19 protein-coding genes are annotated in these 25,341 nt (G+C 55.3%); 2 read left to right on the top strand and 17 right to left on the bottom strand.

Annotated elements, in window-relative coordinates:
- Positions 1 to 34: 34 nt before the first annotated feature.
- Genes mukB through cmoM form a run of 4 tightly spaced genes read right to left on the bottom strand, consistent with a single transcriptional unit; the run spans position 35 to position 7,273 of the window.
- Positions 35 to 4,483 (bottom strand): chromosome partition protein MukB, encoded by a 4,449-nt coding sequence (gene mukB / locus LOC22_RS18285; RefSeq protein ID WP_230239109.1) that lies wholly within the window; start codon positions 4,481 to 4,483, stop codon positions 35 to 37.
- Positions 4,483 to 5,187, bottom strand: a complete 705-nt coding sequence (mukE, locus tag LOC22_RS18280) for a chromosome partition protein MukE (protein WP_017384823.1) — start codon at positions 5,185 to 5,187, stop codon at positions 4,483 to 4,485. Before mukE ends, mukB begins: the two co-directional genes overlap by 1 nt.
- Positions 5,168 to 6,490: a chromosome partition protein MukF gene (gene mukF, locus LOC22_RS18275; RefSeq protein ID WP_015570962.1), complete on the bottom strand. Its 1,323-nt coding sequence runs from the start codon at positions 6,488 to 6,490 to the stop codon at positions 5,168 to 5,170. Before mukF ends, mukE begins: the two co-directional genes overlap by 20 nt.
- A gap of 3 nt (positions 6,491 to 6,493) precedes the next feature.
- Positions 6,494 to 7,273: a tRNA uridine 5-oxyacetic acid(34) methyltransferase CmoM gene (gene cmoM / locus LOC22_RS18270; RefSeq protein WP_003858212.1), complete on the bottom strand. Its 780-nt coding sequence runs from the start codon at positions 7,271 to 7,273 to the stop codon at positions 6,494 to 6,496.
- A 120-nt stretch (positions 7,274 to 7,393) separates the two neighbouring features.
- On the opposite strand from cmoM, the gene elyC reads away from it, so the two are divergent.
- Positions 7,394 to 8,173, top strand: a complete 780-nt coding sequence (gene elyC, locus LOC22_RS18265) for an envelope biogenesis factor ElyC (protein WP_045907422.1) — start codon at positions 7,394 to 7,396, stop codon at positions 8,171 to 8,173.
- Here elyC and LOC22_RS18260 read toward each other — a convergent pair.
- The 13 genes from LOC22_RS18260 to LOC22_RS18200 all read right to left on the bottom strand — a co-directional run bounded on the left by LOC22_RS18260 (position 8,150) and on the right by LOC22_RS18200 (position 23,073).
- A complete protein-coding gene (locus LOC22_RS18260; protein ID WP_003858216.1) occupies positions 8,150 to 9,043 on the bottom strand; it encodes a YcbJ family phosphotransferase in 894 nt (297 codons plus the stop codon). The two genes, elyC and LOC22_RS18260, sit on opposite strands and share 24 nt — an antisense overlap.
- 142 nt (positions 9,044 to 9,185) lie before the next feature.
- Complete coding sequence (kdsB, locus tag LOC22_RS18255; protein ID WP_015570964.1) at positions 9,186 to 9,932, bottom strand: 3-deoxy-manno-octulosonate cytidylyltransferase; 747 nt, start codon at positions 9,930 to 9,932, stop codon at positions 9,186 to 9,188.
- Complete coding sequence (gene ycaR, locus LOC22_RS18250; protein WP_003858220.1) at positions 9,929 to 10,111, bottom strand: protein YcaR; 183 nt, start codon at positions 10,109 to 10,111, stop codon at positions 9,929 to 9,931. The genes kdsB and ycaR overlap by 4 nt, the downstream gene beginning before the upstream one ends.
- Positions 10,112 to 10,156: 45 nt before the next feature.
- On the bottom strand, positions 10,157 to 11,386 hold the full coding sequence (locus LOC22_RS18245; protein WP_015570965.1) for a winged helix-turn-helix domain-containing protein: 1,230 nt from the start codon (positions 11,384 to 11,386) through the stop codon (positions 10,157 to 10,159).
- A 43-nt stretch (positions 11,387 to 11,429) separates the two neighbouring features.
- A complete protein-coding gene (lpxK, locus tag LOC22_RS18240; RefSeq protein ID WP_015570966.1) occupies positions 11,430 to 12,407 on the bottom strand; it encodes a tetraacyldisaccharide 4'-kinase in 978 nt (325 codons plus the stop codon).
- Positions 12,404 to 14,152, bottom strand: coding sequence for a lipid A ABC transporter ATP-binding protein/permease MsbA (msbA, locus tag LOC22_RS18235; RefSeq protein ID WP_003858227.1), 1,749 nt, complete (start codon positions 14,150 to 14,152; stop codon positions 12,404 to 12,406). Before msbA ends, lpxK begins: the two co-directional genes overlap by 4 nt.
- A 36-nt stretch (positions 14,153 to 14,188) precedes the next feature.
- Entirely contained in the window at positions 14,189 to 16,453 is a 2,265-nt protein-coding gene (locus LOC22_RS18230; protein ID WP_230239108.1) for a ComEC family protein, read from the bottom strand.
- Positions 16,454 to 16,665: 212 nt separating this feature from the next.
- Positions 16,666 to 16,953 carry an integration host factor subunit beta gene (gene ihfB / locus LOC22_RS18225; RefSeq protein WP_003858233.1) on the bottom strand — a complete coding sequence of 96 codons (288 nt, stop codon included), beginning with the start codon at positions 16,951 to 16,953 and terminating at the stop codon, positions 16,666 to 16,668.
- Positions 16,954 to 17,123: 170 nt separating this feature from the next.
- The gene (rpsA, locus tag LOC22_RS18220) at positions 17,124 to 18,797 is read right to left on the bottom strand and encodes a 30S ribosomal protein S1 (RefSeq protein ID WP_003858235.1); all 1,674 of its coding nucleotides are present in this window, start codon (positions 18,795 to 18,797) and stop codon (positions 17,124 to 17,126) included.
- Positions 18,798 to 18,908: 111 nt separating this feature from the next.
- Entirely contained in the window at positions 18,909 to 19,592 is a 684-nt protein-coding gene (gene cmk, locus LOC22_RS18215; protein WP_015570968.1) for a (d)CMP kinase, read from the bottom strand.
- 185 nt (positions 19,593 to 19,777) lie between these two features.
- Positions 19,778 to 21,061, bottom strand: a complete 1,284-nt coding sequence (aroA, locus tag LOC22_RS18210; protein WP_032670211.1) for a 3-phosphoshikimate 1-carboxyvinyltransferase — start codon at positions 21,059 to 21,061, stop codon at positions 19,778 to 19,780.
- Between the two features lie 68 nt (positions 21,062 to 21,129).
- Positions 21,130 to 22,218, bottom strand: a complete 1,089-nt coding sequence (gene serC / locus LOC22_RS18205) for a 3-phosphoserine/phosphohydroxythreonine transaminase (protein ID WP_017384829.1) — start codon at positions 22,216 to 22,218, stop codon at positions 21,130 to 21,132.
- 162 nt (positions 22,219 to 22,380) lie between these two features.
- Positions 22,381 to 23,073, bottom strand: a complete 693-nt coding sequence (locus tag LOC22_RS18200; RefSeq protein WP_230239107.1) for a DUF421 domain-containing protein — start codon at positions 23,071 to 23,073, stop codon at positions 22,381 to 22,383.
- Positions 23,074 to 23,200: 127 nt separating this feature from the next.
- Between LOC22_RS18200 and ycaO the strand changes: the two genes are divergently transcribed.
- On the top strand, positions 23,201 to 24,961 hold the full coding sequence (gene ycaO / locus LOC22_RS18195; protein ID WP_230239106.1) for a 30S ribosomal protein S12 methylthiotransferase accessory factor YcaO: 1,761 nt from the start codon (positions 23,201 to 23,203) through the stop codon (positions 24,959 to 24,961).
- Positions 24,962 to 25,341 lie beyond the last annotated feature (380 nt).

Raw genomic sequence — 25,341 nt, 5'->3', positions numbered from 1 at the left:
GGCGCATGAGCGCCGCTATTTGTCGCACCCCGGGTTAAGAGGCGTCAGCCGTGCCCGGTAATGACTCCGGTGGCTGCGGGGCGAAACCTCGCAGGCCCACGACGTGTACGTGTTCACTGTTCTGAAACACCTTACGCACCAGCTTATAGGTTGTCCCTTTTTCCGGACTGATGTTTTCCGGCGCCGCGATGATGAGCTGCATATCGAGTCGCTCGCAAAGCTCAAACAGCGTGGCGATGGAGCGGGCGTCGAGACGCGCGGCTTCATCGAGGAACAGCAGACGGCATGGCGAGATGTCTTTGCCGCGCAGACGACGCGCTTCATCTTCCCAGCTCTGCACCACCATCACCAGAATCGACATACCGGTACCGATGGCTTCACCGGTAGAGAGCGCACCGGATTCCGCGCGCAGCCAGCCGTCTGAGCCACGGTTAACCTCAACTTCCATTTCCAGATAGTTGCGGTAGTCCAGCAGCTCCTCGCCGATGGTTTGCGGCGTACGCTGGCCCATGTCAATCTGCGGATTCAGACGCTGATATAGCTTCGCCAGCGCTTCGGAGAAGGTCAGGCGGTTACTGTTGAACAGATCCTGATGCTGTTCGTGCTGTTCAGACAACACGTCCAGCAGCGTGGAGTGCGCCTCACGCACGTTCACGTTCAGCCGCACGCTGTTGACCTGGCCAAACGACACGCTTTGCAGGCCCTGGTTCAGCTGACGGATACGGTTCTGCTCGCGCTGAATGGTTTTACGAATAATATTCGCCACGCTGCGGGAGCTGATTGCCAGCTTCTGCTCGCGGGAGGTCAGCTCCTCCGTCAGACGGCCCAGCTCGATCTCCATCTGTTCGATCGCTTCCACCGGATCGTCGGTACGGATGATGTCCTGACGAATACGCTCGCGTAAGTGCTGATAAACCGCCACGAAGAACTGAATTTTGCGCTCAGGACGCTTCGGATCTTCGGACATACGCAGCACGTCGCGCAGGTGTTCATTATCCGCCACCGCCAGACGCAGCGCGCCCAGCGCCTTATCCGACATAGAGCGCAGTTCATCGGCAGACAGGTACGCCAGCTCGCGACGATGCAGACGACGCTCCACGTTGTTATCTTTCACCATGCGCATCACCGCGCACCACCCCGCCTTCGCGGTCACAACCTGTTCACGCATCTCATGATAGTCACGCTCCAGCTTGCGCAGGCGTCGCGTCAGGTTGTCCATCTCTGCTTCACAGAAGGTCAGCGCTTTTTCCAGCTGATTACGACGCGCGCGGTTGTTACTGAGCTGAGCATGCAGTTCATCGCGGCGAATACGCGCCCGCTCTTCTGCACCGCTGTCGGCGCGAACGCCGATGTCCTGCAACTCTTTATGCAGATCGTTTAACAGCTCTTTCTTGGTGTCGAAGGAGCTTTTCAGCGAGGCCATGACCTGGCTGTACTGGCTCAGCTGTGCGGCGTGAGTACGCATCGCTTCACGGGCGCGCGTACGCTCTGCTTCGGCCTGCTCAAGACGCTGGCGCAGCTTTTCATTAAGATCGCTGTTCCCGCTCAGCATTTCTGCTGAATCGGAGTAGCCGAAGTGTGCGCGACGTTGCACCACTTCCGTCAGGGCAAACGCCTGCTGACGCGCTTCGCGCTGCACCTGCTGTGACCAGGCATAATCCTCTTTTAACTGCTCAAACTGTTCCGGGTCGCTCTGGAGAACGGAAACCATCGGCTCCAGTTTTGCCAGCTGATTGCCGTGCTGCTGCACAAAGCGCGCCGCTTCCTGCGCTTCGTCCAGACGTTCCTGAATTTCGTCCACGCGGTCGGCGAGTGTATCGTCCGCCAGCAGGTTCAGGCGCGGCAGGATACGGTTAAGGGCCGCAACGCCCTCTTTCGCCTGCTCGAACTGCACGCGGCTTTGCTGGTTGTCATTTTCATGGCTGGCAAGCGCACGCTCCAGCTCACCACGGCGGGTGTTGAGCTTGCGAATTTCAGCTTCCGGATCGGGCTCAAAGGCAACGCCCAGGTGGCTGCCGATAAAGCGGCTAAACGCCTGATGCAGACGCTGCGTTTTTTGAACATCAAACGACAGGGTTGCAAAACGTTCAGAAAGCGTTTCGCGCTCGGCGTGCAGGCTTTCAATACGGTTTTCACGCGCGGCGCGGCCAAACAGCGGCAGTTCCGGGAAGCGCGAATAGCGCCACTGGCGATCGGCGATTTTCACCACCACCGCTTTTTCCAGCTCGTCGACGCTGAATACGCTGTCATCAAACGACTGCGGATCCCCTTCGATGAGGTAGAGATCTTCCGGGCAGTCTTCCAGCCCTGCAAGCTGGTCCGAAATCAGCGACAGATCAGGCACCACAATCGCGTTACGGGATGGACCGTACAGCGCGGAGAAGTACGGCGCATCGTCCAGGCCGACATCGTCGTAAATTTCAGACAGCAGCACGCCGCCGAAACGCTCGGCTAAGGCATTCAGGCGCGGATCTTCTGAGCCGCCAGGCTGGCTTAAACGCTCAATCTCTTCATCGACGTCACGCTTGCGCGCACCCACTTCGTCACGCTCAACAATCGCTTCACGCTCGCGCTCCAGCAGTTGTTGCATGTATTCGGTGACGTCCTGGCTGGAGGCAAACTCCTGGCCACACTGTTCGCTGAGCTGGTTCAGGCTGCTTTGTGCAGCCAGCCAGATCGGCGCACGCTGTAAGAGCGTCTTCGAACGCGACTGAAGCTGTTCCAGCTCCTGACGCAGCGTCATGCGCTGTTCGCTGGCGTTCGATACGGTATCCGACAGGGCCGCAATACGCGCTTCCAGCTCCTGGTGCAGGGCCTCAAGCTCGTCGAAATCGTAATTTTTACCCTGACGCTTGCAGAATTCCGCCAGCAGACGCTCGGCTTCCTGCTGTTCACGCAGACGCTGTTCCAGCTCGTTCAGGCGCATGCGCAGCGACTGCACCTGTTCGGCCAGATGGCGTTGATTGACGCCGTCGCGCAGCAGCTCACGGGCAACGTCCCACGCTTCGTTACGCGCCAGCGGACCGTTAATCGCCACCACCAGCTGGTACGCCTGCTCAAACTGGCTATGCGCCGTTTGCGCCACGCTCATTTTCTGATCGAGAGAAAGCAGTTTCTCAGTGGCTTCCTGCTCTTTGGCCTGGAAGGTATCCAGCCATTCGTCAGCGCTTTCCGGGGTCAGGTCCGGCAGATGGCACAGCTCTTTGGCACGCTGCAACGCCTGCAACGCCTGGTTGTACTGAATCGCACGCGTCTGCTGCACGTCCAGCGCCTGCTGGTAATCAGCAAGCTGGCTTTTCAGCTCATCCACTTCCAGCTCGGCGGCTTCCGCGCGGGCTTCGTTCTCTTCCTGCAAATCGGCGGCTTCGGCCACCACTTCATTTTGCTCTTCAAGACGAATTTGCAGCTCATCCAGATCGGCTTCATAGCGCTCGATTTTTTCCTGCTGACGCAGCGCGGTCTGTACCAGGTTCAGGTGATCGCTGGCCGCCTGGTAATCGGCTTCCAGATCCCCTTCCGCACCGTTGTGCTCGCCCAGTTCGCGCGCCATTTCGACATGCTTATACTGCTCAGCCACCAGCTGTTTGCGGGAGGTAAACAGCTCGCGGCGGTATTCCAGCGCCTGATCGAGATGAATACGGCGCTCGTTGGCGTGGCGCATATAGTCCGCCGCCACGTAGTTGGTGGCTTCGCTGATCAGGTGCTTAAACAGGTCGCGGTCAGACTGTGTGACGCGAATCGCTTCCAGCGTCATGCGGTTTTCACGCAGCGCGGCTTCCATATCCTGGAAAGCCTTACGCACGCCGCTGTTTTCCGGCAGCAGGTAGTCGCGCAGGGAGCGCGTAATGGCGCTGGAGATACCGCCGTACAGGGAGGCTTCAATCAGACGGTAGTATTTACTACGATCTGACGCGCTGCGCAGACGACGGGCTACCACGCCGAGATCGAACATCAGAGAGTGGTAGTCGGTAATGGAGTTAAACTGCTTAAACTGCACGCCTTCGATAGCTTCCAGCTTGTCCTTCAGCTCCTGAAGCGTGAGGACGCGCGCCTGACGTTCATTCAGGGTTTCCGTCAGCAGCGCGGTCGGCTGCACGGAGGTTGGCAGCCCCTGGATCGCAAACGGTTTGATATCTACTTTACGGTCGCGACCGGCAACCTGTTGCAGGCGCACGCCTACAACCACGCGCTGATGACGGGAGTTGATCACGTCCAGTACGGAATAACAGACGCCCGCTTTCAGCTTACCGTGCAGACCTTTATCGCGGGAGCCGCTCGTGGCGCCCGCTTCGGTGGTGTTACGGAAGTGCAGCAGGGTCAGGTCAGGGATCAGCGCCGTCACGAAGGCCGCCATGGTGGTGGATTTACCCGCCCCGTTACCACCGGAGAGCGTTGTCACCAGCTCATCCAGATCGAATGTTCGGGCAAAGAAGCCGTTCCAGTTGATCAGCGTTAGTGAGCGAAATTTACCGCGTTCAATCATTACTCTTCCTCCCCGCTATCCGGCTGATTCTCTTCGTGCTCGTCATTGAGCTGCAAATGGTTTTCCACCGGCATCGCTTCACCGTCACGGATCATGCGCAGCTGCGCTTCACGCGCATCGTCACCCGCACGCACATCGGCGCCAAAACGGAAGACCGATTCGGTAATACGGAACTTGCTGCTGTCGTGACCCATGAACCAGACCATTCCCAGACGGCGCAGACGGTTCAGGGAAGAGCGAACTTTTTCCTGTAATTTCTGACGGTCCAGATCGGACCCCGTTGAGCGGTTATTCACCAGCTTGAGCAGCTTGCTTTCATCCGCCAGCGACAGCAGCTCATCGTAAAGCTCCTGCTGGGTGAAGATCCCTTCATTCGCCAGACGTTCCGGGCTGAGATAGAGGTAGCAGAGAATTTTGCCGACCATCATATCCAGTTCGGAAAGCACCGAGCGCGGAATAAGCGTGGTAGAGCGCGGACGCAGGTAGAAAAAACCTTCCGGCGCGCGGATCAGCTCAACGTTATAGCGAGCGTAAAACTCTTCCAGGTACTCCTGAAAGTCCATCAAAAAGGCGTGATTATCCAGCTCGTCAAGGCCAATGTGACGACCGGCACGCAGCTGGCTATCCAGCGCCGGAAACAACGGATTCGCCAGCGCCTGTGCCAGCTTAACTGGCATCACGTGTTCAATATTTGTCAATGACATGCGCCTGTACCTTGGCTCCGTAATCGTTAATCGGCTGCCACTTCGGCGGCAGTCCGGTGAAATCGGCTTGTGCGATGCCCAGGCGCACCGCCTGGTCTACAACAATGCGGGCAACATCGAAGTGGCGCGCGCGCGGATACTGCGCCAGATAGTCGCGTACCACGAGGCCAAGATCCAGCGGTGCTTGTCTGGTTTTGTAGACAGCGAGCTGTTCTTCGATCATCGCCGCAAGCTGCTCGCGAATTTCGTTAAATTCTTCGTATTCCAGATCCGGCGGCAGTTCACCGGTGACCTCTTCATCACGCAGCGCCATCTCTTCGTCGCGCATATCCAGCAGACGATCGGCGTTGGCGTAGGTCAGCGCCCACGGCGCATCGAAGTAGGTCTGTACCGACTGGCGCAGACGCTGAGCAAAGACGCGATTCTTATCCATATCGATGGCGGTACGGATAAATTTATGCACGTGGCGGTCGTAACCGATCCACAGGTCGATTGACTGCTGGCCCCAGCTGATAATGCGGTCAAGCTTGCTCTGCAAATCAAACACCAGACGGTCGATAAAATGCAGATCGTCGTGCGCCATTGTCGCGTCCTGGATGCGCAGCAGATTGGCCTGTAGCTTATCCCCCGCCGCCTCCAGCGTATCCTGCAACTCACGCAGCGTACCGGACGTTTCTGACAGCAAGAGTTCACAGCTGGAGATGGCCGCACGCCAGTCTTTATTAAGCAGTTGAGCGATATCGTCTTTCACCTGCTGCTGCTGTTCGTCCATCAGACGTTGAGTCAGATCGATACTGTCGAAAATCTCGGCGACCGAATATTTCAGCGGCGCGTAAACGTTGCGATGCCAGTGGAATTCGTCACCGTTTTCATCAGCCGCGTCGGCGGCACGCTTCAGCTCACCTGCAACAATAGAGAGCTGCATGGAGAGACGCAGCGTGGAAAATTCGCGCTGGCGGATGTAATAGTCGGTAATGCCAATGCCCAGTGGCGTAAGACGATAGATGGCGTTTCCTTCCGCCTGCTCGCTGGTAAAGCGGTTCAGCAGACGTTGACGCACCATATCATTGATTGCGTTGTTGGCACGCACGCTAATGGTTTCGCTGGTTTGCTCAAACGCATCACTGACGTGGCGGAACGCATCCACCAGTTCGCCTTCACTCATTTCGCCATCCAGGCGTTCGCCGTTTAGCGTCGCAACCGCCAGCAGGAATGAGAGTCTGTCTACCGGCAGCGAGATGGAGAAATCGTTTTTCCTGGCCCAGGCAACCAGTTCGGGGACTGTCTGGGAAAATTCACTCATAGATTATCCTTGCATCTGCGGCTTGCGCGCGGTGACGTGTATATAGCGGCCAAGGCTCAGATAAGGCTCCTGGCGGCAGTACCGCGTCTCTATTTCTGTTAAGGCGTCTAAACAGTCATCCTGTTTTTGTTTATCACGCAGATAATCATGAAACACCCTCACGCCGGTTTTGCCGGTAATTTCCCAACCGATCTCCTCCAGCCAGCCATAGACCTGCTGCGGTTCACGGGGGAAATCCGGTGAAAGCGTGCGTCGTTTCTTTTTATACATGCCCTGCTGTACATAGCCAAAATTGCCGACCAGCACGTTTCGCATTAGCAGGCCGTTGGCATTGTAAAACATCAGCGATAACGCACCGCCCGGGCGCAACATCGACCACAGCGTTTTTAACATCGCTTGTGGTTCGGCGATCCATTCGAGCACAGCATGAAACAATATCAGATCAACCTGCGTTTCCAAATGCTGCGGAATGTCCTGAGCGGCGCAATGTATAAAATGCATGTTGTCGCTCACACCTTTCTCTTCTGCCGCTCGCCCTGCGCGCGCAACCATCTCGGCAGAAAGATCGCAAAGCGTGACGTGATGTCCCCGCTGCGCCATCAGAATTGCAGTCTGACCTTCCCCACCGCCGGCATCCAGCACGCGCAACGGTCGGTCACCGAATTCAGCCAGCAGCTTGTCCAGATCCTGCCAGAGGATCGTCTGACGAAGCTGACCTTTGGTGGTGCCATAAATGTTGCGCGAAAACTTTTCCGCGATGTCATCAAAATTGCGATCCCGCATTGGGAGGGTTCCACTCACTGCAAAACCGCTATTTTGTCACACCCGCGCGGAGAATGAACCACTCTGGTGTAATATCACCGACAATCGCCTGCTGTATGGTTAAAAAAGGAACCAAAAAGGATGCTTTTTACCCTAAAAAAATATATCGGAGGCATGATGCTTCCCCTTCCCCTGCTGTTGCTTTTCATCGCGCTGGGGCTGGCATTAATATGGTTTAGCCGCTTTCAGAAAAGCGGTAAATCCCTCGTTACCGTGGGCTGGCTGGCGCTGCTGTTACTCAGCCTGCAACCGGTCGCTGACGGTTTATTACGTCCGATTGAAAACACCTACCCGACATGGCAGGGAAATCAGAAGGTGGGCTATATCGTGGTGCTGGGCGGCGGATATACCTGGGATCCGAACTGGGCGCCCAGCTCGAACCTGATCAACAACAGCCTGCCGCGCCTGAACGAGGGGATCCGCCTGTGGCTGGCCAATCCGGGATCGAAGATGATCTTCACGGGCGCTGCGGCAAAAACCAACCCGGTCAGTACCGCTGAAGCAGGAGCAAGAGTGGCTGAATCGCTTGGCGTACCACGTTCCGCCATCATCACGCTGGATAGCCCAAAAGATACCGAAGAAGAGGCGGCGGCGGTGAAACAGGCCATCGGTGATGTACCGTTCCTGCTGGTGACCTCTGCTTCACACCTGCCGCGCGCAATGATTTTCTTTGAGAAGCAGGGCCTGCATCCGCTTCCTGCTCCGGCAAACCAGATGGCTATTGACGCCCCGCTCAATCCGTGGGAACGGATAATCCCGTCCCCGGTATGGCTGATGCACAGCGATCGCGTCGGCTACGAGACGCTTGGCCGCCTCTGGCAGTGGCTCAAAGGTTCGTCAGGCAAGCCAGGGCAGGAGTGATTTTGCGGCCAGATCGAAACTGGCGCGATTAAAGCGCCCGGTGTTGACCAGCTGCGCCACCTCATCCCAGAGAAGATAGAGCCAGCGTCGCCAGAGAAAGGCCTCCGCAACGGGGGCGCGCTGAAGATAGTGCCAGAGCAAATCTTCCGCCGCCCCGCCCTCGCTCAGCCTGAACAGTTCGTACTCGCGCGGCGCCCAGAGCATGATCCCCGGCCCGACCATCGCCAGCAGCTGGTCGCTGCGCGAGTCTTTAAGCATACTGCGCAGCGTGAAATTGCCGTGAACCAGCACGCAGTTGTCGTTAAAGCCCTCAAACAGCGTCGGCAGACACTCCCGGGTGCGGAATAAAATACGTTTGTCCTGCATCGTTAAACCGGTGTTGTTGAACTGGTTCAGCGTGCCCCACAGCACTTCAACACGCTGGCGATACCACAGCGGCCACAGGTTTTCCTGCGTGCTGTCCACCGCGCCAACAAGACCCCGGCTGTCCTGCCGATGCCAGGCAAGCAGAGCCTCGACAATCTGATCTTTCAGCTGTTCCCAGCGCTCCGGTGTACGCGTCGGGGCTTCAACAGAAACCCCGCGTAAACGTTCGATAAGTAGAACATCCGGGCCGGGATGCTCCTCATGGGTCATCACGCCGTAGACCGTCGGCATGCGGACAGTCCCTTCCCGCGCCAGCATCGACATTTTCCAGGCCAGCTGTCTGGCGACGCCCGGCGAGGTAAAACTTCTGGCCATCAGCGGCATGGGGTTTCCCTGACTGTCATACAACGACCAGAGTGCGGTATCGGCCTTTTCATTCACGCATTCCACCCGGCTTAGCTTTTCGCCAAGGAGATGGCTGAGTTCAGCACGCAGCTGTTCCATATGAGATTACCCCCATTAAGACTACTGCTTTTATAATGAGCGCGCGAAACCCGGATGTCACCCGGTAGAGATCAATAATGAAAAAGAAAAGGAAAATAGCCAGGCGGGAGAGCATCCCCCCAGACGAGGGGATGCCAGCGAATCAACGCATTTCGACGCGTACGCGCTCGAGATCTTCAGGGGTATCCACGCCGGTGCCAGGGATTTCCTGGGCAACCGCAACGTGAATTTTCTCGCCGTACCACAGCACGCGAAGCTGTTCGAGCATTTCAATATGCTCCAGCGGGCTTGGTGCCCAGGCGACGTAGCGACGAATAAAGCCGGCGCGGTAGCCGTAAATACCGATGTGGCGCAGGAAGGTTTCGCCGATTGTCTCTTTCGATTGCGCGAAACGATCGCGATCCCACGGAATGGTGGCGCGGGAAAAATAGAGTGCGTAGCCCTCTGCGTCCATGACCACTTTCACCGCATTCGGATTGAACGCCTCTTCAGCGTGGTGAATCGGCACCGCGAGGGTCGCCATCCCGACCTGACGCTGTGCCAGGTTGTCGGCCACCTGACGGATAATCGCCGCCGGGATCATCGGCTCATCGCCCTGCACGTTCACAATCACCGTCTCGTCGCTGAAACCGCATTTTTCGACGACTTCCGCCAGGCGCTCGGTGCCTGACTGATGATCGGCACGGGTCATGCACACTTCCCCACCCGCGGCCTCAACCGCGCGCGCAACATCCGGGTGATCGGTGGCGACGATGACGCGTCCGGCGCCCGATTCGCGTGCCCGTTCAAGGACATGCACAATCATCGGTTTGCCATTGATATCCACCAGCGGTTTACCTGGCAGGCGCGTGGAAGCATAACGCGCAGGGATAATGACAACAAAACTCATGGTTTGATCTCTTCTGCCACCAGGGAACGGGCTTCATTTTCCAGCAGGACCGGAATGCCGTCACGCAGCGGGAACGCCAGGCTGTCCAGTTTGCAAATCAGCTCTTGTTTATCCTGGCTGTAATACAGTTTGCCGTTGCACACCGGGCAGGCAATAATTTCAAGTAAACGGTGATCCATAGTTCCTCCGTATGGGTAATCGCTAAAGCTTATCACATTCCCTTTTCAGGGAGTGCCTGTTTCCCAGCCACCTCGACAGGTCGTAAACAGCCCCGCAGGCACGCGACCGAGTACAATTTCATGCGCCCCCTGCCAGCGGGCAAATTCACTGAGCGCAGTCGTTAACCCTTTTTCCAGGCCAGCCGTCACCTTTATGCCCTCTTCAAGCCAGAGCGCGATAATTTCAAGCATGCCGGTTTTACGGTGCATTTTAGCGTCCATGCGCCCGACTAGCTGGCCTTTGTGCAGCAGCGGCAAAACAAAATAACCATACTGCCGCCTGGGCGCCGGAGTGTAGCATTCCAGACGGTAGCTGAAATTAAACAACTGCCCGGCCCGCTTTCTGTCCCAGACAACGGGGTCGAACGGCGACAGCACGGCACTGTGGGTCGCCTGGAGTTTGCCCTCCTGCGCCTGCGCCAGCAGAGGGAACAAATCCGCATGCAACCACATTTCACCTAACGACTCTACCGAGACCGGCATGACGCGCTGTTCGCGCTGCCACGATTCCAGCAGTGGTTTTAGCTGCGGCTGACGCAGACGATAATAATCCGCCAGCCACTGTGGGCGGAAGATGCCAAGGCTGCGGGCGCTGTTCCCGAGCATGATGGCTTCGGCTGCGTCCTGAGACAGCAGGTCACGCGTATCGTCCCAGTGAGGCATAACACGGTGCGTGAGGTCATAGACGCGCTGAAAGTTGCGGCGCTCGACCACCATCACTTTGCCCGACGTAAACAGCCCTTCAAGATGGCGTTTGTGCGGTTTCCACTCCCACCATCCGCTTGCGCCTTTTCGCGGGTGTTCAAAATCCGCAGAGCGTACCGGCCCGTTTTCCTGAATATGGGCAATCAGTTGCTCTATTTCATCCGCGTGTTCCACCATCCACTCCTGACGGTATTTCCAGCCCATTTTGTCCGGGGCGAGCATGCGGTGACGCATCAGGGCAAAATCGCTTCGCGGGAGAAAACAGGCTTCGTGCGCCCAGTATTCCATCAGTTCGCCCTGACTTAGCGCATTATCCAGCCACTGCGGAGGATAGTTTCCCAGGCGGCTAAACAGGACCAGATACGGGCTACGCGCCACGATGTTAATGGTGTCGATTTGCAGCAACGACATGCGTTGCACGGTAGAGAGGATATCAGCTGGCTGCGCGCGGCGGCGGGGCTTTTTCAGAAGCCCCTGGGCGGCAAGATGCAGGTTTCGTGCGGCTGCAAGTGAGAATTGCGGTAGAGACATGCGTTTTCCTGTCAGTCAAAGCGCCACCGGAACCGCGTAGAAGTTACTGCACTAACGCGAGCAGTTCCTTGAGCAAATGTTCCGGCTGTTCGCCGCTGAGTTCAGCGTCAACCGGCAGATACCACCAGTTTTCTTTCGCAAAGGCCCGGCATTTTACCGCGTCTTTTTCCGTCATGATCAGCGTCTGTCCCGGCGCTGCCAGCCTTTCAACCTCTTCGGCAACTAACGCCTGGTGATCGGCGAGCGGCACCCGTTTATCAAGCTTTGCGCCGCACTGCTCCAGCGTTGCGAAGAAACGCGGCGGATGACCTATACCGGCCATCGCAACCAGATGTTCCAGTTGCGCGACGTCTTTACGCACGCCGGTCAACATATTCACGGCCTGTCCGGGACGAAGATGCATCGGGATTTCGCCCGCTCTGGCTTCACCACCGTTTACAATCACAGCATCGACGCTCTTCAGGCGCGACGCACGCTCACGCATTGGACCGGCTGGCAGCCACCAGCCGTTGCCAAAACGCCGCACGCCGTCAATGACCACGATCTCTTTGTCACGCGCCAGCGCGTAATGCTGCAAACCATCATCGGTAATAACGATTTGTACGTCATGCTCCGCAAGCAGTGCCTTCACGGCATCACTGCGCACCGGCGATACCGCAACCGGCGCGCCGGTACGCTGGTAAATCAGTACCGGCTCATCACCGGCTTCAGCGGTTGTCGTAGCTGGGCTCAGCACCAGTGGATACTGCGCCGCTTTACCACCGTAACCGCGTGAGACAACTCCCGGGCGGATACCGCGTTTATGGAGCTGTTCTACCAGCCAGATCACCACCGGGGTTTTGCCGTTTCCACCCGCCGTCAGGTTGCCGACCACCACCACCGGTACCGGTGCGCGCCAGGCGCGCTTGATCCCGAGGCGGTAAAGCAGACGAATAGCACCGCTCACCAGGCCATACAGCCAGGAGAGCGGGAGAAGCAGCACCCACAGAGGGGATTCCCCCGACCAGATGCGTGCAATCATTGACCGAACTGCATTTTATGAAGCTGCGCGTAAACACCACGCTGTTCCAGCAGGTCCGCATGGCTGCCGCGTTCAACGATCACGCCATCTTCCACCACCACGATTTCGTCAGCCTGTTCGATGGTCGACAGACGGTGCGCAATAACCAGCGAGGTACGGTTTTTCTGTAATTCATCCAGAGCAGACTGGATAGCGCGTTCAGATTCCGTATCCAGTGCGGACGTTGCTTCATCGAGGATCAGAATCGGGCTGTTGCGCAGCAGCGCACGGGCAATCGCGATACGCTGACGCTGACCACCTGAGAGCAGCACCCCGTTTTCGCCAATGATCGTATCCAGACCGTTATCCATTTTGTTAATGAAGTCCATCGCATAGGCCATACGCGCCGCATTCTCAATCTCTTCACGGCTGTACTCTTCGGTACGGGCATACGCAATGTTGTTCGCCACCGTATCGTTGAACAGATGCACGTTCTGCGAGACCAGCGCGACCTGGTTACGCAGCGACTGGAGGGTATATTCCCGCAGGTCGTGACCATCAAGCAGGATCTCGCCCTGGTCGATATCGTAGAAACGGGTAATCAGGCTGGCAATGGTCGACTTGCCCGAACCGGAACGACCGACCAGCGCAACGGTTTTACCCGCCGGGATGGACAGGCTGATATCACGCAGCGCCGGCACTTCACGGCCTGGATAGGTAAAGGTGACGTTACGGAATTCCAGGTCGCCTTTAGCGCGCTCGATCACGCGTGTACCTTCATCTTTTTCCTGTTCGGAATCGAGGATGCTGAACAGCGTCTGACAGGCTGCCATCCCGCGCTGGAACTGGGCGTTGACGTTAGTCAGCGATTTCAGCGGACGCATCAGCGCAATCATGGATGAGAACACCACCGTAATGGTACCCGCAGTCAGGGTTTCCATGACGCTCGGGAAACTGGCGGCATACAAGACGAAGGCCAGGGCCAGAGAGGCAATCAGCTGAATGATCGGATCGGAAATCGACGAGGCCGATACCATTTTCATTCCTTGCAGGCGCATTCTGTTGCTGACCTTGTCAAAGCGTTTGGTTTCGACTTCCTGACCGCCGAAAATCAACACTTCCTTATGGCCTTTCAGCATCTGCTCGGCGCTGGTAGTCACCTGCCCCATCGTATTCTGCATATTTTTACTGATGTTGCGAAAACGCTTTGATACCACGCGGATCGCGATGGAGACAATCGGCGCCAGCACAATAAGGATCAGCGACAGTTGCCAGCTGTAATAGAACATCATCGCGAACAGGCCGATGATGGATGCGCCTTCACGCACAACGGTAATCAGTGCGCTGGAAGAGGACGACGCCACCTGCTCTGAATCGTAGGTAATACGCGACAGCAGGGTGCCGGTTGACTGTTTGTCAAAGAATGAGACCGGCATCCCCATCATATGGCTGAACAGCCGGCGGCGCATGGTCATCACCACTTTACCGGATACCCAGGAGATGCAGTAGCTGGATACATAGCTGGAGATTCCGCGTAAGATCATCAGCCCAATAACCACCAGCGGCATCCATAGCAGCACTGAACGATCCGTTTTACCGAAACCGTCATCCAGTAACGGTTTGAGAAGCGATAACATAAACGTATCGCTGGCTGCGTTGAGGATTAACGCTACGCCCGCCACGATCAAGCCTGCTTTGAAAGGAGCAATCATCGGCCAGAGCCGGCGGAACGTTTGCCACGTGGAGAGATCTTTGTCGTTATGCATTCAAAAAACCAGCATTTGTTGAAATAGCCGCATATTCTACCCGTTATCTACGGGCGCGCCAAACCACTGATGATACCAACGCGGTAAATAGTGTTCGCGTAAGCGACGAATTTGCCGACTATGGTGCGAAAAGGTCACAGATATCTGCCCGGAATGCGGGGTATCAAGCCAGAGATATCCCTCCGTTCGATAGCGCCGGACCACTTTAATAGAAGGGAAACGCCACGCGTTATAGCGAGCCATCGAGGCCAGCGAAACCTGCCCCTCTACGCGCTGTAGCAACGGTGTTGAAGATGACGTGTTACTTCCATGATGTGGCACCTGGATCAGTGTAGACGCAAGCTGACGCCAGCGATGGCTTAGCATTGCCAGTTCTGCCTGCGCTTCAATGTCTCCGGTCAGTAAAACGCTCTGTTCGCCGTCATCGATTTTTACCACGCAGGAGCGATTGTTACCTTTCGCCGAGGTGTTTTCGGGTGGCCAGTGCACGGAGAACGTTAAACCCTGCCACTGCCATCGCTGTCCTCGAAAGCACGGAAGATGTCCGGACCAGGATAAGGGGCTCCTGATCCACATTGCGGGCCAGGCAGCTTTTAGCGATGCCAGTCCCCCCGTGTGGTCGAGATGTTCATGGCTCAGGATCACCCCTTCCGGTCTCAGATGATGCCAGCGTAGCCAGGGGATAATCAGCTGTTGCGCACTGTCCCCACCGGGCCATGCCAGCCCGGTGTCATACAGAATGGCCTTGCCGTGACGCTCAATGACCATCGCCAGCCCCTGCCCTACATCCAGCATATGCAGGGACCAGCTGTCTGTTTTAACCCTGTGCCAGAGGGGAAAGGCCAGCACCACGCTGCCTGCCAGACAGACTGCGGGTGCTGCGCTGAAGGCCCTGAATCGCCAGCCAATGACCAGCAGCCACGGCAGTAACGTCAGGTATTGCCAGCGTTCATCAACGTCCTGCCAGCCATTCGGTAAACGCATCAATAGCCAGAAAAGCCCTGCCAGAGATTTATCAGTAGCCAGCCAGACGATACTTTCCAGCGCAGCGACCGGAAACAGATGCAGAAACATGCCGAGCAGGATCAGCGGAACTGAGATAAACGTGACCAGAGGAACGGCAAACAGGTTCGCCACCAGCGAGGAGAGGCTGAAACCATGGAAAATCAGGACCTGAAGCGGCAACAGAAGCAGCAGCATTCCAACCTGCAAATACACTAGCGTCGCCAGCGGCCGCAGGCGCCGGCCACGTTGCCAGTGAGGGAGAGGCAACCACTGATACCAAAAAATAAGCGCGGCGACCGCAAACGCAGACAACGCCAGGCTTTGTGACAGGACCGCCAGTGGGTCGAAAATCAGGATCGCCGCCACGCAGGTAAGCCATACCTGCCAGGGCGACCACTGGCGACCGCTCATTTTTAATGCAGCCAGTACCACAAGCGCGATAACCGTGCGCAGCGCGGGCGGCTGCATGCCCGTTAGCCATGCGTAAAACGCGGCAAAAATCAGCCCTGCCAGCAAGGGGATTTGCCAGATAATCCAGCGGCCCGGCAGGAAGAACTGGATGCCCCGCGTCAGAAACCAGATGACAGAAGCGGCCAGCGCAATATGCAATCCCGAGATTGCCATCAGATGCATCGTTCCGGTCTCACGCATCAGGTTTTTTATCTCCCGCGAGACCGACAGCCGCTCCCCCATCCCCAGCCCCAGGATCACGGGTCCCCACTGATATGCTGAAAGAGTATTCTGTAGTGATGTCAGGTATTGCGCACGCAGACTACAGCCTTCGTCAACGAGCGCCGCATGGGTAAACCGTCCACTCAGCGTCTGGTGTCGGGCAAAGGCATTTTTCTGTGAATCATAGCCGCCATCGTTGAGTTCTCCGTGTACCGCCCTGAGCCGCAGGGTCATTGCCCAGCGTTGACCCACGCAGACGTTTTGCGGCAGATAGTTGCCATACAGCGCCACGCCCATGGCAGCCCATACGCGTTCTCCATTGAGGCTGACAATCTTTCCCTGATGCATCTTTGCGCCGTCCGTTGCGGTAATGACCACCTCGGCCTGCTGCGGTGCTTGCGTTAAATAGTTCATCGGCCACACGCTTTCCTGAGCGGCCAGGATCCCCCAGCACATAAAAAGCAATGCGAGGCCTGAAAACCTGAGCCATTTTCTCTGCTGTACGGATAACGCAATTCCTGCGGCAATCAGCAACCAGACAAGATGCACATCTGGCAAAACGGGTAACCAAAAGAGCGGGATTATGGCCAGAATGGCGCACATACTGATAACGTGGATCCCCATCTTCACCTCCATGTTTCAGGCGATTATGCGGCGGGACTGATGCGTCGTCAGACAGAAAAGGCGTGATTTACAGCGGGCGCTGCAACGTTTTTAAGCGTTTACAGCAAAGAGAAAATTTAAATGCGGCGCGTATTCAGAAATGCAGGGGCGGGATACAAAAAAAGCACCCTAAGGTGCTTTCTTTAAACTCAGTTTAACCCTGATGATTAAACTCAGTTACCGTAAATATTGGCGCGATCGCGCAGTTCTTTACCCGGCTTAAAGTGCGGAACATACTTTCCTTCCAGCTCCACTTTATCGCCAGTCTTCGGGTTACGCCCGGTACGTGGTGCACGATAGTGCAGAGAAAAGCTACCGAAACCGCGGATTTCAATGCGCTCGCCCTGGGCAAGAGTGGTAGCCATATGCTCCAGCATCTCTTTAACGGCATCTTCCACAGCCTTGGCAGGGATATGCGGTTGCTGACTGGCAAGTCTTTCAATCAATTCTGACTTGGTCATGATTCCTCCGGTTCCTTTCAAACCCATTAGCTGAACAGCTTATTAAACAAGGGCGGCCGTAGCCGCCCTTTGTTATTGATTACAGGACGAATCCTGCAATCTGTCAAGTCTGCTCTCCATCCTTCGCGCTGTAAATGCGTTACAGCTCAAATGATGGTGCGAACCTGAACTTACTCGCCTTTAGCTGCTTTGAAAGCTTCAGCCATTGCGTTGTTAGAGAAGTTTGCATCTTCCTGTTTGTTCACAGTTGCGATTGCATCTTTCTCATCAGCTTCGTCTTTAGCACGGACAGACAGGCTGATTGCACGGTTCTTACGGTCAACACCGGTGAACTTAGCTTCAACGTCGTCACCAACGCTCAGAACCAGAGTTGCATCTTCAACGCGGTCACGTGAAGCTTCGGAAGCGCGCAGGTAACCTTCAACGCCGTCAGCCAGTTCTACGGTTGCGCCTTTAGCGTCAACAGCAGTCACTTTACCGTTTACGATTGCGCCTTTCTTGTTCAGTGCAACCCAGTTGTTGAACGGATCTTCTGCGAGCTGTTTAACACCCAGGGAGATACGCTCACGCTCTGCGTCAACTTGCAGAACAACTGCTGCGATTTCGTCGCCTTTTTTGTATTCACGAACTGCTTCTTCGCCTGCAACGTTCCAGGAGATGTCAGACAGGTGAACCAGGCCATCGATGCCGCCGTCCAGGCCGATGAAGATACCGAAGTCAGTGATAGACTTGATTTTACCTTCAACACGGTCGCCCTTGTTGTGGGTTTCCGCGAACTGCTGCCATGGGTTGTTTTTGCATTGCTTCAGGCCCAGGGAGATACGACGACGTTCTTCGTCGATATCCAGAACCATCACTTCCACTACATCACCAACGTTAACAACTTTGGATGGGTGGATGTTTTTGTTGGTCCAGTCCATTTCGGAAACGTGCACCAGACCTTCAACGCCTTCTTCGATTTCAACGAAGCAGCCGTAGTCAGTCAGGTTGGTAACGCGACCAGTCAGTTTAGTACCTTCTGGGTAACGCTTAGCGATAGCTACCCATGGATCTTCGCCCAGCTGTTTCAGGCCGAGGGATACACGAGTACGCTCGCGGTCGAACTTCAGCACTTTAACAGTGATTTCGTCGCCCACGTTCACGATTTCGCTTGGGTGCTTAACGCGTTTCCACGCCATGTCGGTGATGTGCAGCAGGCCATCAACGCCGCCCAGGTCAACGAATGCGCCGTAGTCAGTGAGGTTCTTAACGATACCTTTGACTTCCATGCCTTCCTGCAGGTTTTCCAGCAGCTGATCGCGTTCTGCGCTGTTTTCGGATTCGATAACGGCACGACGGGAAACAACAACGTTGTTACGCTTCTGGTCCAGCTTGATTACTTTGAACTCAAGCTCTTTGCCTTCGAGGTGCAGGGTGTCACGGACTGGACGAACGTCTACCAGAGAACCTGGCAGGAACGCACGAATACCATTCAGCTCAACAGTGAAGCCACCTTTAACTTTGCCGTTGATAACACCGACCACAGTTTCAGCTTCTTCGTAAGCTTTTTCCAGCGTGATCCATGCTTCGTGACGTTTAGCTTTCTCACGAGACAGCAGGGTTTCGCCGAAGCCGTCTTCTACTGCGTCCAGAGCAACGTCAACTTCGTCACCAACCTGGATTTCCAGCTCGCCCTGGGCGTTTTTGAACTGCTCAGCCGGGATGGCAGACTCAGATTTCAGACCGGCGTCAACCAGTACAACGTCTTTGTCGATAGCAACAACAACGCCACGAACGATGGAACCCGGACGGGTTTCGATTTCTTTTAAGGATTCTTCAAACAGTTGAGCAAAAGATTCAGTCATGTTTAATCTTCAGGTTAATATTAACGTCCACCTGGCTCCGTGCCGGATGGGGTTGTTTCACATACCCGCCGTCAATCCATTGCAGCGGGGGTACTGCTAAATCGGTCGCGATTACGCGAGTGCCAGTTTTTGGCGCGCATATTGTAGCGCTTTTTCAATCACTTGCTCAATAGTTAAACTGGTTGAATCCAGCACTAATGCGTCTTGCGCGGGAACAAGTGGTGCGACGGCGCGGTTACGATCGCGGTCATCGCGCTCTTTTATCTCGGATAAAAGGCGATCAAAGTTAACACTAAACCCCTTTTCCTGCAACTGAAGCATGCGGCGTTGAGCACGTTCTTCTGAAGAGGCGTCAAGGAAAATTTTCACTGGCGCATCGGGGAATACCACGGTTCCCATGTCGCGGCCGTCGGCGATCAGCCCCGGCGCTTCACGGAAACCGCGCTGGCGACGTAACAGCGCTTCACGAACGCGTGGGAAAGCCGCCACCTGAGAGGCCGCATTGGCCACTTCTTGCGTACGGATTTCACCGCTGACATCTTCCCCTTCAAGGATCACTTCAAGGTTGCCATCGGTCGAGACAAAGCGCACATCCAGATGCGCAGCCAGCGGTACCAGAGCTTCTTCAGACGCAACATCCACATGATGATGCAGCGCAGCCAGCGCCAGCACGCGATAGATTGCTCCCGAATCTAAAAGATGCCATTGCAATGCTTCCGCCATCGCTTTGCACAGAGTACCTTTCCCTGCGCCACTTGGCCCATCAATGGTGATTACCGGGGCAATTGCCGTCATCTTTTTCTCCTTAATTAAGGCATACCGTTTACATGAACGCCGCGCATTATACGCGCCAACGTGCGCAACTGTTACCTTTGCGTGCAAATTACGGAATGATTGAAGCAGAGTGTAGAAGAAATGAAAGAGGATGAGTGTCAGAAAGCGTAAGGAAATGCCGCATCAGGTGATGCGGCATACGATCATCAGGCCAGGGTGCTAATGCGCGCCAGCTGTTCGAAGTAGTCCGGGAACGTTTTTGCCGTACACTTCGGATCAAGGATAGTGACTGGCGTATCTGACAACGCCACCAGCGAGAAACACATCGCCATGCGGTGATCGTTGTAGGTGCCAATTTCTGCAAATTGCAGTTTTGCCGGCGGCGTGACGCGAATGTAGTCTTCGCCCTCTTCTACCTCGGCCCCCACTTTACGCAGCTCGGTTGCCATCGCGAACAGGCGGTCCGTCTCTTTCACACGCCAGTTGTAAATGTTTCGCAGCGTGGTGGTGCCTTTCGCAAACAGCGCAGCGGTGGCAATGGTCATCGCCGCATCCGGAATATGGTTCATATCCATATCGATGGCGTTCAGCTCACCGTGGGTGCAGGAGATGAAGTCATCGCCCCAGGTCACCACCGCGCCCATTTTTTCCAGCACGTCAGCAAAACGGATATCGCCCTGCACGCTGTTGCGGCCAATGCCCGTCACTTTAACCGTACCGCCTTTAATCGCGCCTGCGGCAAGGAAATAGGAGGCGGATGAAGCATCGCCTTCAACCAGGTAGTGGCCCGGCGACTGGTACTGCTGCCCACCGCGAACCACGAAACGCTGATAAGACTGGTTTTCCACCTCAACACCAAAGGTGTTCATCAGGTGCAGGGTGATATCAATGTACGGCTTAGAAACCAGGTCGCCTTTAATGCTGATGACGGTGTCCTGTGGTGCCAGCGGTGCGGTCATCAGCAGCGCGGTCAGGAACTGGCTGGAAACGCTACCGTCAACCTCAACATTGCCGCCAGTGAATCCCCCGCGCAGACGCAGGGGCGGGTAATTTTCCTGCTCAAGATAATCAATCTGCGCGCCGCCCTGACGCAGGGCATCCACCAGATGGCCGATCGGACGCTCTTTCATTCGCGGCTCACCGGTCAGCACAATATCGTTACTCCCCAGACACAGCGCTGCGGCCAGAGGACGCATCGCGGTACCGGCGTTACCCAGGAAAAGCTCCAGCGCTTCAGCAGAATGTAACGCGCAGCCGTTACCGGTGACTTCACAACGGGTACGATCGTCAGACAGCGCGTACTGAACGCCCAACGCTTTCAGTGCATTGAGCATATGGCGCACGTCATCGCTGTCCAGCAGATTAGTGAGGACGGTGGTGCCGTTTGCCAGAGCTGCCAGCAGCAGAGCGCGGTTCGAGACACTTTTTGAACCAGGCAGATTAATGGTGCCATCTACCCGCGCGATAGGTTGTAACGTCAGGGATTCCATGAAACTCAACTCTCAACTCAACATAATAAAAACCCCGCAGGAACGCTGCGGGGGTGAAAAACAGCCAATTAACCGTGACGACGTTCGAAGTCGATCATGAAATCAGTCAGGGCTTTAACGCCCTCCAGCGGCATGGCGTTATAGATAGAGGCGCGCATTCCGCCTACCACACGGTGGCCTTTCAGCGCATGCAGACCCGCCGCGAAGGACTCTTCCAGGAACACGTTATCCAGGTTGCTGTCCGCCAGCTGGAACGGCACGTTCATGCGCGAACGGTTAGTTTTGGCGACATCGTTACGGTAGAAATCGCTCTTGTCGATCACGCCGTACAGCAGTTCAGCCTTTTGCTGATTGATCTTATCCATCTGCGCCACACCGCCTTTTTGCTTCAGCCATTTGAAGACCAGGCCGGAGAGATACCAGGCAAACGTTGGTGGGGTGTTGAACATGGAATCGTTGTCGTTCAGGACGGTGTAATCCAGAATTGACGGGCAAGACTTATGGGCTTTCCCCAGCAGGTCTTCACGCACAATAACGATAGTCAGACCCGCAGGACCGATGTTTTTCTGGGCACCCGCGTAGATGACGCCGTAGCGGCTGACATCCAGCGGGGTGGACAGAATGGTTGAAGAGAGATCCGCCGTCACAATGACATTTTCGCCAAAGTCTGGCTCTTCGTGAATGGCAATACCGTCGATGGTTTCGTTCGGGCAGTAGTGAAGATACGCGGCGTTGTCAGAAAGCTGCCACTCACTCATCGGCTTCACGGCGCGCAGACCGTCAACGGTCACTTTGGCATCGATGACATTCGGCGTGCAATATTTGTGCGCTTCTTTTACCGCACTGGCCGCCCAGTAGCCGGCATCAACGTAATCAGCGGTGGTTTTGTCGCCCAGCAGATTGAGCGGGATACCCGCAAACTGGCCGCGTCCACCGCCGTGACAGAACAATACTTTGTAGTTCGAGGGAATGTTCAGCAGATCGCGAAAATCCTTTTCTGCTTCTTCCGCCACCTGAATAAACGCTTTACCCCGGTGGCTGACTTCCATCACCGACGTACCCAGACCGTTCCAGTCACACAGCTCCTGTTGAGCCTGTTTGAGCACGTCTGCCGGTAACATTGCCGGACCTGAACTGAAATTAAAGACTTGAGCCATTTCCCCTCACCACGCTAAAAGCCATAAGTTATAACTGTGGATATCGGTTTTATCATTCAGTGACACGCGCCGCAATGTCTAAAACTGATGGCCGAAGAAATGTGCCCCTCGTCACACAATACAATCTGCCGTACCGTTGTCACAAAACCGACAAAATCGCTGTCAGGTGTTACGTTTAGCCCGGCTAACCTTCGTCCATTCTGGATTCGTACAGCGGGGGCATAATTGATGTTCGCCCGCCTGCATAACCACGACATGACTACATTTTATGCAGGCGTACTCGCCCGCTTCAGGTACAGTTTTGTATCGCTCGATGAGCATATCCGGCAGGATGCACAGGCCGGGCTTCACCTCATCGTCGGAATAGTAATAGACGCTGATTTGACCATTCGTTTCCATAATCGCCAGACGCACCTGCCCCAGTTGCTCAACGCTGCTCAAACGGAGTTCCATAAAGAACTCAAACTCCGTCATATTGGCGCTTTGCACATTCTCCCAGGCCAGTTGACCATCTTCGACAATCACCACCGGCTTCCCTTCGAGCAGATCTTCCAGTTTCTCACTTTTCGACATCAGCCACATGACCAGCCGGTACAGCAGTGCAAGCGTCACGAAGACGATAAAGACCGGCACCATCGGCACATCGTCATAAAAGGCAACGTCCCCTGCCGCCGACCCCAGCGTCAGGATGATCAGCACTTCAAACAGCGACATCTGCCGCACGCCGCGACGTCCGGTGATTTTCAGAAACAGGAAAACGAGTACAAAGGTGTACAGGCTGCGCAGCGCTACTTCGCCTAAAAACTCAGGAGGGACTTTATCAAACGCCATCCGCTGGAGATTGAAAGCTTTCATTTTTTTATGCCTTAACAGTAGGTTACTGCTTATAAGCATAGTCCAGCCATTTATTTTCGCCGGAGATAGCACCCGTCACGCAAAACCCGTATCATTGCGCGCTTTACGTACGATAAAAGTGAACGCCATGACTCAAACGTTTATCCCCGGCAAAGACGCCGCTCTGGAAGATTCCATCGCTCGCTTCCAGCAGAAACTGACCGACCTGGGCTTTAATATCGAAGAAGCCTCCTGGCTGAATCCGGTGCCTCACGTCTGGTCCGTGCATATTCGCGACAAAGACTGTGCGCTGTGCTTTACCAACGGTAAAGGCGCGACCAAAAAAGCGGCGCTGGCCTCTGCACTGGGTGAGTATTTTGAGCGTCTGTCCACCAACTACTTCTTCGCCGACTTCTGGCTGGGCGAAACTATTGCCAACGGTCCGTTCGTTCACTATCCGAACGAAAAATGGTTCCCGCTGACCGAAAACGATGAACTGCCGGAAGGCATTCTCGATGCCCGCCTGCGCGCGTTCTACGATCCGGAAAACGAACTGACCGGCAGCATGTTGATCGACCTGCAATCCGGCAATGAGGATCGTGGGATCTGCGCCCTGCCGTTCAACCGTCAGTCTGACGAGCAGACCGTTTATATCCCGATGAACATCGTCGGCAACCTGTATGTGTCTAACGGCATGTCTGCCGGTAATACCCGCAACGAAGCGCGCGTGCAGGGATTGTCTGAAGTTTTCGAGCGTCATATCAAAAACCGCATTATTGCTGAATCCATCAGCCTGCCGGAGATCCCGGCTGACGTGCTGGCGCGCTACCCGGGCGTGGTGGAATCCATCGCCAAACTGGAAGCAGAAGGTTTCCCAATCTTTGCTTATGACGGCTCTCTGGGCGGCAAATATCCGGTTATCTGCGTGGTACTGTTCAACCCGGCAAATGGCACCTGTTTCGCCTCCTTCGGCGCGCACCCGGACTTCGGCGTGGCGTTGGAGCGTACCGTAACCGAACTGCTGCAAGGTCGTAGCCTGAAAGATCTCGATGTCTTTACTCCGCCAACCTTTGATGACGAAGAAGTCGCCGAGCACACCAACCTCGAAACGCACTTCATCGACTCCAGCGGTTTGATCTCCTGGGATATGTTCAAACAGGACGCGGACTATCCGTTCGTGGACTGGAGCTTTGCCGGTACGACGGAAGAAGAGTTCGCCACCCTGATGGCGATCTTCAACGCGGAAGATCAGGAAGTCTACATTGCCGACTATGAACACCTCGGTGTTTACGCGTGCCGTATTATTGTGCCAGGTATGTCGGACATTTATCCGGCAGAAGATTTATGGCTGGCGAACAATAGCATGGGCGCACATCTGCGTGAAACCCTGCTGGCCCTGCCAGGCAGCGAGTGGGATAAAGAAGATTATCTGAACCTGATCGCCCAGCTGGACGAAGAAGGACACGATGATTTCACCCGCGTGCGCGAACTGCTGGGTCTGGCGACCGGAAAAGATAACGGCTGGTACACCCTGCGCATCGGCGAGCTGAAAGCGATGCTGGCGCTGGCGGGCGGCGATCTGGATCAGGCTTTGGCCTGGACCGAGTGGACGATGGAGTTTAACCAGTCCGTCTTCTCCGCCGAGCGCACTAACTATTACCGTTGCCTGCAAACGCTGCTCCTGCTTTCTCAGGAAGACGACCGCGAGCCATTGCAGTATCTGAACGCCTTTGTACGTATGTACGGTGCGGATGCCGTTGAAGCTGCCAGCGCGGCGTTGAGCGGTGAAGAACCATTCTACGGCCTGCAAGCGGTTGACAGCGATCTGAAAGCCTTCCCGGCGCATCAGTCACTGCTGAATGCGTATGAAAAATTGCAGAAGGCAAAAGCCGCTTACTGGTCAAAATAAGCGCATATAACATTAATGGCTGTAGGCGTATTCAATCGCCTGAGCTATATTACGGGGCAATTTCATTGCCCCTTTTTTTTTTTATTTTTCCGCAATGACGTTTAATTGTAATAATTAAGTTAATCACGGGTAAATATAAAAACGCTTACCTGAGCTTTACTGTTACTAATTATAATAAATACTCCATTTTAATTAACTGTTCCACGGGAGGCTGAAGGAAAAAATTCAACTCTTTTCATAACTTTTAAAATTTATTTTTATACGGATAATCAAATACTTACTCCGCTTTTGCTGTAAAACCATACACACTGCGGGCCTATAAGCCAGGCGAGATATGATCTATATCAATTTCTCTTCTATAATGCTTTGTTAGTATCTCG

The sequence above is a fragment of the Enterobacter sp. AN-K1 genome (assembly GCF_020971765.1).
GTDB lineage: Bacteria > Pseudomonadota > Gammaproteobacteria > Enterobacterales > Enterobacteriaceae > Enterobacter > Enterobacter hormaechei_C.
The sequence above is the reverse complement of the archived record's forward strand: the minus strand, read 5'-3'. Positions and strand labels throughout refer to the sequence as shown.

Coding starts and splice junctions, on each gene's coding strand:
- aroA (WP_032670211.1), bottom strand. CDS start 21,061: ATGGAATCCCTGACGTTACAACCTATCGCGCGGGTAGATGGCACCATT.
- ihfB (WP_003858233.1), bottom strand. CDS start 16,953: ATGACCAAGTCAGAATTGATTGAAAGACTTGCCAGTCAGCAACCGCAT.
- ycaO (WP_230239106.1), top strand. CDS start 23,201: ATGACTCAAACGTTTATCCCCGGCAAAGACGCCGCTCTGGAAGATTCC.
- LOC22_RS18230 (WP_230239108.1), bottom strand. CDS start 16,453: ATGGGGATCCACGTTATCAGTATGTGCGCCATTCTGGCCATAATCCCG.
- LOC22_RS18260 (WP_003858216.1), bottom strand. CDS start 9,043: ATGGAACAGCTGCGTGCTGAACTCAGCCATCTCCTTGGCGAAAAGCTA.
- LOC22_RS18200 (WP_230239107.1), bottom strand. CDS start 23,073: ATGAAAGCTTTCAATCTCCAGCGGATGGCGTTTGATAAAGTCCCTCCT.
- cmk (WP_015570968.1), bottom strand. CDS start 19,592: ATGACGGCAATTGCCCCGGTAATCACCATTGATGGGCCAAGTGGCGCA.
- mukF (WP_015570962.1), bottom strand. CDS start 6,490: ATGAGTGAATTTTCCCAGACAGTCCCCGAACTGGTTGCCTGGGCCAGG.
- elyC (WP_045907422.1), top strand. CDS start 7,394: ATGCTTTTTACCCTAAAAAAATATATCGGAGGCATGATGCTTCCCCTT.
- msbA (WP_003858227.1), bottom strand. CDS start 14,152: ATGCATAACGACAAAGATCTCTCCACGTGGCAAACGTTCCGCCGGCTC.
- LOC22_RS18245 (WP_015570965.1), bottom strand. CDS start 11,386: ATGTCTCTACCGCAATTCTCACTTGCAGCCGCACGAAACCTGCATCTT.
- cmoM (WP_003858212.1), bottom strand. CDS start 7,273: ATGCGGGATCGCAATTTTGATGACATCGCGGAAAAGTTTTCGCGCAAC.
- ycaR (WP_003858220.1), bottom strand. CDS start 10,111: ATGGATCACCGTTTACTTGAAATTATTGCCTGCCCGGTGTGCAACGGC.
- rpsA (WP_003858235.1), bottom strand. CDS start 18,797: ATGACTGAATCTTTTGCTCAACTGTTTGAAGAATCCTTAAAAGAAATC.
- mukB (WP_230239109.1), bottom strand. CDS start 4,483: ATGATTGAACGCGGTAAATTTCGCTCACTAACGCTGATCAACTGGAAC.
- kdsB (WP_015570964.1), bottom strand. CDS start 9,932: ATGAGTTTTGTTGTCATTATCCCTGCGCGTTATGCTTCCACGCGCCTG.
- mukE (WP_017384823.1), bottom strand. CDS start 5,187: ATGTCATTGACAAATATTGAACACGTGATGCCAGTTAAGCTGGCACAG.
- serC (WP_017384829.1), bottom strand. CDS start 22,218: ATGGCTCAAGTCTTTAATTTCAGTTCAGGTCCGGCAATGTTACCGGCA.
- lpxK (WP_015570966.1), bottom strand. CDS start 12,407: ATGATTGCACGCATCTGGTCGGGGGAATCCCCTCTGTGGGTGCTGCTT.